Here is a 10,063-nt window from a genome sequence, read left to right as displayed (position 1 = left end):
CGTGTCGGTCGGCCCGGGCGCTCGCGCGATCGCCCGGGCCGGCGGCCGCGTCCTCGGCGCGACCTCGGCGACCGCGGGCGCATCCGGCACCGGCGCGGACGCGTCCGACACCGGCGCCGCGGGCATCGGATCCGCGCTCAGGCTCGGCACGGCCACCGGGATCTCGTTCCATCCCGAGCTCTCGGGCGATCCCGCGGTGCACCGCGCACTCCTCGAGCTCGCCGCCGATCCCGATCGAGCCGACGCGCGGCTCGCCGCGGGCTAGAGCCCGACGACCGCACCGGTGGAGGCGAGGCGCTGCGCCATGACCGCGATCGACTCCGGATTGTCGTCCATGAGCACGAACTTGCGCTTCAGCTCCGCCGCAGCGGCGCCGGCGGTGCCGCTGCCCGCGAACGGATCGATGATCCAGTCACCCGGGCGGCTCGAGGCCTGGATCATGCGGCGCACCACGCCGACGGGCTTCTGCGTCGGATAGCCGACGCGCTCCTTGCCCGTGGGCGAGACGATCGTGTGCCACCAGGTGTCGGTGGGCAGCTTGCCCTTCGCGGCCTTCTCGGCGGTCACGAGGCCGGGAGCCATATAGGGCTCTCGGTCGACGGCCTCGGCGTCGAAGTAGTAGCGGTCCGGATCCTTCACGTACATGAGGATCGTGTCGTGCTTCGTCGGCCAGCGCCGCTTGGTGCGAGCGCCGAAGTCGTAGGCCCAGATGATCTCGTTGATGAAGCAGTCGCGCCCGAACAGCCCGTCGAGCAGCACCTTCGCGTAGTGCGCCTCGCGATAGTCGAGGTGGAGGTAGAGCGTGCCGTCGGGCGCGAGCAGGCGCCAGGTCTCGGCGAGGCGGGGTTCGAGGAACTCCCAGTACTCGACGAAGCGGTCGTCGAAGCGCAGCGTGCGCTCCCGGACCACTTCGTAGGAGAGCCCGCGGAAGCCCAGGCGACCGCCCTCCTCCGCTTCGGGGCTCTCGCCCGCGTTCGCACCCGCGGCGTCGGGGTCGGCCTTCGGCTCGATGCGCGTGCCGCGCACCCGCTCGTACTGGCGCGCGCGCCCGGTGTTGAAGGGCGGGTCGCAGTAGGCCACGGTGAAGGACTCGCGGGGCAGCGCCCGCATCAGCGGCAGATTGTCGCCCGCGAGCACGAGATCGGGACTCGCAGGGGTCCAGTCGATCACCTGGCGCATGCTGTTCCCGATCTCCATCCGGATCAGCCTACCGGCGTCAGCGCGCGAATGCCGCGGCGGCGACCCGGATGTCGGCGGCACCCGCTAGCGTGAGCCCCATCGCATCCCCGACGAACGGAGTACGAAGATGACCTCTCTCGGCATGGTGACCATCGACACCGGCAGGCCCCGCGAACTGGCCGCGTGGTGGGCCGAACGCCTCGGCGGCGAGATCGTGCAGGACCACGAGGGCTACTTCTGCGTCGTGCGGGCCCCCGAGGTCCCCGTGGCGCTCGGCTTCCAGCTGGTCGAAGATCCGACGCCGGGCAAGAACCGCCTGCACCTCGACTTCGACCGGGGCACCGCGAGCCGCGACGAGGTCATCACGGCCTACGTCTCGGGGGGCGCCGAGCACCTCGGCACCCGCGGCGAGGCCGGGTTCCAGTGGGACACCTTCGCCGACATCGACGGCAACGAGTTCTGCATCGGCGACCCGCACTAGGCAGCCGGGTTCCGGGGCCGTGCCGTTCATCGGCGCGGCCCCGGAATCCGACTAGAGGGAATCGACGAATGCCCTCGCGACCTTCTGCGGGTCCTGCTTCTCGATCTCGATCTTGGCGTTCATCTCGATCAGCTTCTCGGTGGTGAGTGCCGCCGAGATCGTGTCGAGCGCCTTCACGAGCTTGGGGTCCTCGCGGTCCGAACGCAGCACCGGCACGATGTTCTCGGCGAGCGCCATGTGTTCGGGATCCTCGAGAGCGACGAAGCCGTTCTCCGAGATCGCCGATTGCGTGGTGAACATGAACGCCACGTCGAGGTCGCCGTTCTTGAGACCCGCGATGGTCAGCGGCCCGCCGAGATCCACCGCTTTGAACTCCTTGAAGTCGAGCCCGTAGAGCTCCTTCAAACCGGTCACCCCGGCACGGCGATCCTTGTTCTCGGGCGGCCCGCCGAGCACCATGCCGCTCGCGATCGACTTCAGATCACCGATCGCGGAGAGGCCGTGCTTCTTCGCGGTCTCCTTCGTCACGACGAGGGTGTCCTTGTCCTCGGCCGGGGACGCGGTGAGCATCGCCAGATCCTTCGGCAGCGCCTGCTGCAGCGCCGCAGTGACGTCTTCCGACGAGAACACCTGCGACTTCGGGTCCAGATACGAGAGCAGGGCTCCGCTGTACTCGGGTACGAGGTCGATCGAGCCGTCCTTGAGCGCCGGGATCACGACCTCGCGGCTGCCGATGTTCGGCTTCACCGTGGCCGAGAACCCCGCGTCCGAGAGCGCCTCGGCATAGATGTTCGCCAGCAGCACGTTCTCCGAGAAGTTCGCCGAGCCCACGGTGATGGAGTTCGAGTCGGTCGAACCGCCGGAACTCCCGGAGCCGCCGAGCGAGTCCCCGCTCGCGCACCCGCTGAGGGCGAGGAGCGCCGCTGCTCCCGCCGCGAGGATGAGGTGTCGTTTCTTCATCGCTTTCCCTTTCTTCGCCGCCAGAGGCGGTCGTTCGGTCCGTTCGCGCAAGCACCGCTTCACGAGTCCTCCTCCGTGACGCCGACCCGGATCACCCGGGTCGTCGTCACGTCCGCCGCGGCCGCCTGCCGCACCGACCGCCGCGGTACCGCGCGCCGCTGATGCCGTCCGACGAACCGACCGGCGACGGCGAAGATCCCGTCCGCGACGAGCGCGAGCAGCGCCACGAGGATCGCACCGGCGGCCATCTGGCCGTAGTCGCGCAGCGCCAGGCCGTCGAGCAGGAACCGCCCGAGCCCGCCGAGCGCGATGTACGCCGCGACCGTGGCGGTCGCGATGACCTGCAGCACGGCCGAACGGAACCCGCCGAGGATCACCTTCGCGGCGATCGGCAGCTCGACGGTCAGGAGGATCCGCCACTCGGGCATCCCGATCCCACGCGCCGCGTCCACGACACCGGGGTCGACGCCCTTCACACCGGCGTAGGCCGCGGTGAGGATCGACGGGATCGCGAGGATGACGAGCACGATCGCGGCGGGCGTGAAGCCGAGCCCGAGCAGCAGCACCATCAGGGTCAGGAGACCCAGCGTCGGGAGCGCGCGCGATGCGTTCGCGATGTTGATGACGATCCAGGATCCCTTGCGGGTGTGCCCGATGATCGCGCCGGCCGGCAGCGCGATGACCGCCGCGATCGCGATGACGACGAGGGTGTAGAGCAGGTGCTCGCCGACGCGCACCGGGATCCCGTCGGGCCCCGACCAGTTGGCCGGGTCCGAGAAGAAGGCCAGGATCTGCTGGAAGATCATCGTCGTTCCCCCGCTCGGATCCAGGGCGTGGCGGCGCGTTCGCCCCACACGATGCAGAGATCGACGACGAGTGCGAGCAGCACGCTCAACAGGATCCCCCAGACGATCGGCACGAGGTAGTTGCGCTGGAATCCCTCGGTGAAGAGATCGCCGAGTCCGCCGACCCCGATCAGCGCTCCGACCGAGACCAGGCTGACGTTCGATACAGCGGCGACGCGGAGCGTCGCACCGATCACGGGGATCGCGAGCGGGAGCTCGACCGTGAACAGCATGCGGAACCGGCCGATCCCCATCGCTTCGGCGGCCTGCCGAGTCTCGATCGGCACTGCCCGCAACGCCTCGACCACACCGCCGAAGATCAGTGCGAACGCATAGACCGAGAGCGCGATCACGATGTTCACCGGATCGAGGATCCTGGTGCCGAAGAGGATCGGGATGAAGATGAAGAGCGTCAGCGACGGGATCGTGAAGAGGATCCCGCTGATGGCGAGCGCCGGTCCGGAGACCCTCGGCGCCCGAGCCACGAGCATGCCCGCGAGCAGGGCGACGAGCAGGCCGAGCAGCGTGGATGCGAGCGCGAGCACCACGTGGAGCCCGGCGAGGCCGAGCACCCTCGTGCCGTTGTCGAGGAGCCAGTCGATCACGGTCGCGCTCCGGCTCCGCCGCGCTGCCCGCCGACGCCGGCCTCGGCGAGCTCGGCCAGTCCGATCGTCCCCAGCACCCGGTCGCCATCGCCCAGGACCGCCGCGCGCCCGGTCGGGCTCGTCAGCACCGCGTCCATCGCGCTGCGCATGCTGTCGCCCGGCCGGACGGCACCCGCACGGGAGCGGATCGAAGCCGCGTCGCCGCGACCGTCGTCGATCCAGCCGAGGAAGGCGCCGGCGGCATCGACGAGTCCGCTCCACCTGCCGGCGAGGCCCGGATCCCGGTCGCCGACCGCGACGAGATCCAGGGAGCCCAGCGCGTCGAAGGCGTCCGCGTCGAACGTCTCGAAGGAGAGCGCCCGGTATCCTCGATCGCGTCCGACGAACTGGGCCACGAACTCGCTCGTCGGCGCCTCCAGCAGTTCTTCCGGTGCGGCGTACTGGGCGAGCACGCCGCCCGGTTCGAACACCGCGATGCGGTCGCCGAGACGGATCGCCTCGTCGATGTCGTGGGTCACGAACACGATCGTGGTGCCGAGCTCCGGCCCGAGCCGCGAGAACTCCTCCTGCAGTTCGGCGCGGACGACGGGGTCGAGCGCGGAGAAGGGCTCGTCCATGAGGATCACCCGGGGCTCTGCGGCGAGCGCCCGGGCGACGCCGACGCGCTGCTGCTGGCCGCCCGAGAGCTGCGAGGGGTACCGGCCCGCGAACTCCGCAGGGAGGCCGACGAGTTCGAGCAGCTGCATCGCGCGGTCGCGCGCCTTCGCCGCGGGAACACCGTTCAGCCGGGGCACGGTCGCGATGTTCTGCACGACCGTGCGGTGCGGGAACAGGCCGGCGTTCTGGATCACGTAGCCGATGCCGCGCCGGAGCTCGGCCTTCGCGAGCGTGGCCGCGTCGATTCCGCCGATGCTGATGCGGCCCGCGGTCGGTTCGATCATGCGGTTGATCATGCGCAGGCTGGTCGTCTTGCCGCAGCCGCTCGGGCCGACGAACACGGTGGTCTGCCCTTCGGTGACGTCGAGCGAGAGCGAGCGGACCGCGACGGTGCCGTCGGGGTAGCGCTTCTCGACGTCCCGGAATTCGATCATGTTGCTCATCGCGTCGCCACCTGGCGTTCGTCTTCGATTCGCCGTTCCATCCCGCGCTCCTTTGCCATAGAATGAAATTCAAGATGTTCATGCAATGAAACACGAGGAACATCGCACCTGTCAAGACCCGCACGGCCCCGGCGCAGAGGCGCGCCGCTTGGAGGGAGCCCCATGAACGACGCGCAGCCACTGCTCCTCGGCGACCGCCCGATCACCATCGACGACATCGGGACCTTCGCACGAGGCCGAGGCCGGATCGCGTATTCCTCGGCCGGGGTCCGAACCATCGCCGATGCGCACGAGACCCTGCTGCGCCTCGCCGCCGCACGTCCCGTATACGGGCTCTCCACCGGGGTGGGCGCCCGGCGCTCGGTCCCGGTCGAGCGCACCCGCGATTCGTGCCTCCGCCTCTGGCGCAGTCACGCACTGCAGCTCGGGGAGGAGGTCGACGCTGCGAGAGTCCGGGCGATGCTCCTCATCCGCGCCCACCAGATCACCCGGGGAGGTTCCGGTGTGAGCCCGGCCCTGGCTGAAGCCCTGGTCCGGGCGAGCGAACCGGGTCGACTCCCCCGGGTCCGTTTCGGCGGGGCGCTGGGCACGGGCGATCTCGGAGCCCTCGCTTCGACCGCGCTGCAGCTCACCGGCGACGGGGCGTACGGCGGTTTCGCGCCTTCCGACGGCCTTCCGTTCATGAGCAGCAGCGCACTCACCCTCGCCGATGCAGCGCTCACCCTCGACGACCTCGATCGCGCCCTCGACGCCGCGACGGTGTTGGGGGCGGCGACCGCCCGCGCGCTCGGGACCACGGTCGAGCACTTCGTCGCCGAGGCGTTCGCACATCGCCAGTCCCCGGTTCGGCAAGCCGCGTCACGCCTCGCACCGCCCGCATCCGGTTCCGGTACGCGCGTGCAGGATCCGTTCTCCATGCGGTTGCTCCCGCAATCGCTCGGCGCACTGCGTCTCGTCTGGGAACGCTGCCGCGACGCGGTCCTGCAGGACGTGAACGGAGCGCACGAGAACCCGAGGGTCTTCATCGAAGAGCAGCGGATCGCGCACACCGGCAATTTCTATACCGTCGAGATCGAGCTGGCCATCGGCACCATGATCCGGGCGCTCGCCCAGGACGCGAGTCTGCTGCTCGCCCGCCTCGGGCTCCTCATGGATCCCAGGTACACGGGAGCGGCCGAGTTCCTCGGCGACGGCAGCGCCGATTCGACGGGGGCGATGATGCTCGAGTACGCGGCAGCCGATGCCCTCGCGCAGATCCGGGATCTCGCGAGCGCGCACGGCGGGCACGGTATCCATCTTTCGCTGGGCGCCGAGGAGCACGCCCCGTTCACCCCGCAGGCGGTGCGTCGGCTGGATCGCGCCGTCCGCAGCTATCGGACCATGCTCGCCTGCTTCGCGATCGCGCTCCGCAGGCTCCCCGGCGCGTTCGACGGCGTCGTCGGGCTTCCGTCGGCACGCGGAGGGCTCGAGGATCGGGACCTGAGCGTCGAACTGCTCGACGCCGTGGACGCTCTCGATAGGATTCGGTTCGAGCAGCCGCCGCAGAGCACGAAGGAGTCCTGATGACCCCGAGCACCCCCGAGACCTCCACCGAAGGGGCCGACGGGATCGACTCCGGAGCCGGACCCCGCGCGGTGCATCGGGCGCTGGAACTCCTCACGCTCATCGTCGACTCTGGCCCTCAACCGCTGAGCGATCTCGCCCGCTCGAGCGGCCTGCCGACCAGCACGACGCTCCGGTCGCTCCGCGCGCTCGAGCACTGGGGGTACATCGCGCGGACCGACGACGGCGGCTACGTGGCGGGGCACCGATTCGCCCGCTCGCGCTTCGACGCCGAGCCGAGCTCCGCCGAGCATCTTTTCGAGCGATCTGCCGACGTCCTGCAGCGACTCACCGAGCTCAGCGGAGAGTCCAGCTATCTCGCGGTCCGCGGCCCCGGACGCACCTGCATCTACCTGCGCGAAGTGCAGAGCGACCAGCCCATCCGGCACGTCGGTTTCTCCGGCTGGGCCGGACGGACCGCGCCGATGGACGGTTCGGCGGTCGGGGCGGTGTTCGACGGGCGGACGCCGAGCTCCGGGTTCCTCGTGCTCGAAGCGCTGTCCGCCCCCGATGCCACGGTCGTCGCGGCTCCGGTGTTCGACCCCGCGGGCGACATCGTCGCCTCGATCAGCATCGTCGGGCCCAGCTTCCGCATGGGTTCCGAACACGTCGCTGAGCTCGGCCCGCTGGTCGCGAACGCCTCGATCGATCTCACTGCGGCGCTGCGCTAGTCGAGGTCGAGCGGGTCCTCGCCCTCCGCGTGCGGAGCGAGGATCCGGGCGATCTCGGCGCGGTCGAGCCCCTCGATCGAGTCCGGCGCCCATCGCGGTTCGCCGTCCTTGTCGATGAGCTGCGCCCGCACGCCCTCGGCGAAGTCGGGGCGCGCGAGCAGTCGCCCGAGCACGCGGTAGTCGTCCGCCAGCACCTCGGCGAGACCGAGCCCGTCGCGGCGGGTGCGCGCGAGCTGGGCCAGCGTCACGGCGACGGAGGTCGGGCAGAGCTCGCGCACCTCGGCTCCCAGCGCACGGGCGCGCGGGTGCTCCGAGGTCTCGAGGCCGCGCAGCAACCGCTCCGCGGCGCCCACGGGATCCGCGAGCACGCCGTCGGCGCCCGCGCGATCGGCCCGGCCCAGCGCGGCATCGGCGATCGGGTCGAACCAGACCCGGGCGTCGAGCACGGGGGTCTCCACGACGGGGGCGGCTCCGGTCGAACCGTCGAGGCTCTCGGCGGCGATCGCCCGGGCGGCTCCCTCGGGATCCTCGCCCGCGGCGATCCGCTCGGCGAGGTCGGCCAGCCGATCGCTCGGCACGAAGTGGTCGGCGAAGCCCAGCATCAGCGCGTCCCCCGCGCCCATCGATCCCGACGAGATCGCGAGCATCTCGCCGAGTCGACCCGGTGCCCGCGAAAGCAGGAGGTGCCCGCCCACGTCCGGCACGATCCCGATCCGCGTCTCGGGCATCGCCAGTCGGCTGCGCTCGGTCACGATCCGCAGCGCGCTGTGCCCCGTCAGGCCGATCCCGCCGCCCATCGTGATCCCGTCCATGACGCCGATCACCGGCAGTTCGGACCGCGCGGTCGCGAGATCCGCCCGGTACTCGGCCGCGAGGAACGCGAGCGCACCCGCGAGCCCGTCGCTCGACATCGCCTTCACGTCGCCGCCGCCGCAGAACCCGCGGTCGCCGGCGCCGTCGAGCCAGATCGCGGTGACACCGGGCGTCTCGGCCGTACCTCGGATCGCGTCGCGCACCAGTTCGGCCATCCGCCGGGTCAGCGCATTGATCGCCCGCGGCCGATTCAGGGTGATGCGCAGCAGGGCGCCGTCCTGCCGGACGATCACGAGCGGTTCGGCTTCGGTGCGGAGGTCCTCGGTCACGTGCGATCCCTTCGGGGCTCGATGCTGATCCGGCGCTCCGCGCTCCCGGTCAGGGGGTCGGATGCACCGCGTCGTACTGCTGGAACCCACGGTACACGCGCAGGAAGGCCAGCATGATGGCCATGATCACGAGCCCGCCGACCAGGGCCGGCGCCCAGAGCGCGAGCGCGGTCGCGATCAGTCCCGCGACCAGGTCGCCGACCCGGGGGCCGCCCGCGACGACCACCGAGAAGAGGCCCTGCATCCGCCCGCGCACCTCGTCCGGTGCGGCGGCCTGCAGGATCGTGGTGCGGAACACCGCGCTGACGTTGTCGCTCGCCCCGGCTCCCGCCAGCGCGATCCCGCCGAGCACGATCGCCGGCACGATGGGCCCGCGCCCCGGCTCGGTGCCGTGCGTGATCGCCGTGACGAGCAGCACGACGCCGAAGAGCGCGGTGCTCGCTCCGAACGCGAGGATCGCGAGCGTGACCGCGCGGCCCTGGCGGCGCACCTGGCCGAGCGGGCCCGAGAGCAGCCCGCTGAGCAATGCCCCGACGGCGAAGGACGCCGTGAGCGCGCCCACCGTCACCGATCCCCCGCCCAGCAGCACGGCGCCCGCGGCCGGATAGACGACGCGCGGCGTGCCGAAGATCATCGCGACAAGGTCGAACACGAAGGTCGCGCGGATGTTCGGGGCTCGACGCAGGAACCGCAGGCTGTCTGCGACCGAGGACAGGCCGAACCCGGTCACCGCGACGTCGGGGCGGAGCTGCGGCAGACCGAAGATCCCCACGAACGCGGCGGTGAACAGCACCGCGTCGAGCAGGTAGGTCCACGGGTACCCCCACGCGGCGACGGTGATGCCGGCGACCGCCGGACCGACGGTGACCGCGAGGCCCATGGTGATGCCGCCGAGCGCTGCGGCGGCCGGCAGCAGGTGGTTCGGCAGGAGCTTCGGCAGGATCGCGCCGCGCGCGGCGCCCATGATCGTCGCGGCGGCCGCGTTGCCCGCCGCGAGCGCGTAGTAGAGCCAGAGGGTCTCGACGTCGAGGAAGGCGATCGTGGTGAGCGCGCCGATGCAGATCCAGGCGATGATCGCGGTGACGAGCGCGACGAGCCGCCGGTCGTAGCGGTCGGCGAGCGCACCGCCGAAGAGCCCCGCGAGGATCATCGGGCCGAGCGCCCAGACGGCGACCATGGAGACGGCGAGCGTCGAGTGGGTCAGCGCGTAGACGTGCAGTCCGACGGCGACGATGGTGACCTGGGCCCCGATCTGGGCGACGGAGGTCCCGATCCAGAGCCGTGCGAAGGCGGGGCTCTCGCGCAGGGGCGAGATGTCGACGAGGAGACTCCGCAACCGCCGGCTCGATCTGCTGCCGGGTTCGTCTGCGTCGCTCACTCGTGCACGCTATCACGCGGTCTCCGCTGTGGATCGGGCGCCCCGGATGCAGGATCGCGCCCGCATCCGGGCACGCCCACGGGCGATGTCCCCGCGACGC

Annotated in this window: 10 protein-coding genes and 1 pseudogene; 4 read left to right on the top strand and 7 right to left on the bottom strand. The window is 71.0% G+C overall.

What is annotated here, in order from left to right; genetic code table 11:
- Positions 1-265, top strand: a pseudogene (locus XM48_RS18260) (hypothetical protein); the annotation flags it as partial.
- On the opposite strand, the gene XM48_RS07980 reads toward XM48_RS18260, so the two are convergent.
- Complete coding sequence (locus XM48_RS07980) at positions 262-1,197, bottom strand: site-specific DNA-methyltransferase (protein ID WP_046455272.1); 936 nt, start codon at positions 1,195-1,197, stop codon at positions 262-264. The pseudogene XM48_RS18260 and the gene XM48_RS07980 overlap by 4 nt on opposite strands.
- A gap of 109 nt (positions 1,198-1,306) precedes the next feature.
- Here XM48_RS07980 and XM48_RS07975 point away from each other — a divergent pair, with 109 nt between their 5' ends.
- The gene (locus XM48_RS07975) at positions 1,307-1,660 is read left to right on the top strand and encodes a VOC family protein (protein ID WP_046455271.1); all 354 of its coding nucleotides are present in this window, start codon (positions 1,307-1,309) and stop codon (positions 1,658-1,660) included.
- Positions 1,661-1,711: 51 nt separating this feature from the next.
- Here the strand turns inward: XM48_RS07975 and XM48_RS07970 are convergent, their stop codons facing one another.
- From XM48_RS07970 to XM48_RS07955, 4 genes are read right to left on the bottom strand one after another with little or no spacing between them, the layout of a single operon-like run.
- Positions 1,712-2,620: an ABC transporter substrate-binding protein gene (locus XM48_RS07970; RefSeq protein ID WP_046455270.1), complete on the bottom strand. Its 909-nt coding sequence runs from the start codon at positions 2,618-2,620 to the stop codon at positions 1,712-1,714.
- A gap of 59 nt (positions 2,621-2,679) precedes the next feature.
- Positions 2,680-3,426: an ABC transporter permease gene (locus XM48_RS07965; RefSeq protein WP_046455269.1), complete on the bottom strand. Its 747-nt coding sequence runs from the start codon at positions 3,424-3,426 to the stop codon at positions 2,680-2,682.
- Positions 3,423-4,070: an ABC transporter permease gene (locus XM48_RS07960; RefSeq protein WP_046455268.1), complete on the bottom strand. Its 648-nt coding sequence runs from the start codon at positions 4,068-4,070 to the stop codon at positions 3,423-3,425. Before XM48_RS07960 ends, XM48_RS07965 begins: the two co-directional genes overlap by 4 nt.
- A complete protein-coding gene (locus XM48_RS07955) occupies positions 4,067-5,170 on the bottom strand; it encodes an ABC transporter ATP-binding protein (RefSeq protein WP_231580841.1) in 1,104 nt (367 codons plus the stop codon). The genes XM48_RS07960 and XM48_RS07955 overlap by 4 nt, the downstream gene beginning before the upstream one ends.
- 162 nt (positions 5,171-5,332) lie before the next feature.
- Here XM48_RS07955 and XM48_RS07950 point away from each other — a divergent pair, with 162 nt between their 5' ends.
- Together XM48_RS07950 and XM48_RS07945 are read left to right on the top strand one after the other, a co-directional pair.
- Positions 5,333-6,733 (top strand): aromatic amino acid lyase, encoded by a 1,401-nt coding sequence (locus XM48_RS07950; protein ID WP_052961374.1) that lies wholly within the window; start codon positions 5,333-5,335, stop codon positions 6,731-6,733.
- Positions 6,733-7,443 carry an IclR family transcriptional regulator gene (locus XM48_RS07945; protein ID WP_046455267.1) on the top strand — a complete coding sequence of 237 codons (711 nt, stop codon included), beginning with the start codon at positions 6,733-6,735 and terminating at the stop codon, positions 7,441-7,443. The genes XM48_RS07950 and XM48_RS07945 overlap by 1 nt, the downstream gene beginning before the upstream one ends.
- Here the strand turns inward: XM48_RS07945 and XM48_RS07940 are convergent.
- Both XM48_RS07940 and XM48_RS07935 read right to left on the bottom strand, forming a co-directional pair.
- Positions 7,440-8,585, bottom strand: coding sequence for an enoyl-CoA hydratase/isomerase family protein (locus tag XM48_RS07940; RefSeq protein WP_046455266.1), 1,146 nt, complete (start codon positions 8,583-8,585; stop codon positions 7,440-7,442). The two genes, XM48_RS07945 and XM48_RS07940, sit on opposite strands and share 4 nt — an antisense overlap.
- Before the next feature lie 49 nt (positions 8,586-8,634).
- Positions 8,635-9,963, bottom strand: coding sequence for an MFS transporter (locus tag XM48_RS07935; RefSeq protein WP_231580840.1), 1,329 nt, complete (start codon positions 9,961-9,963; stop codon positions 8,635-8,637).
- Positions 9,964-10,063: the final 100 nt, after the last annotated feature.

Source organism: Leucobacter sp. Ag1 (assembly GCF_000980875.1).
Classification (GTDB): Bacteria; Actinomycetota; Actinomycetes; order Actinomycetales; family Microbacteriaceae; genus Leucobacter; species Leucobacter iarius.
The sequence above is the reverse complement of the archived record's forward strand: the minus strand, read 5'-3'. Positions and strand labels throughout refer to the sequence as shown.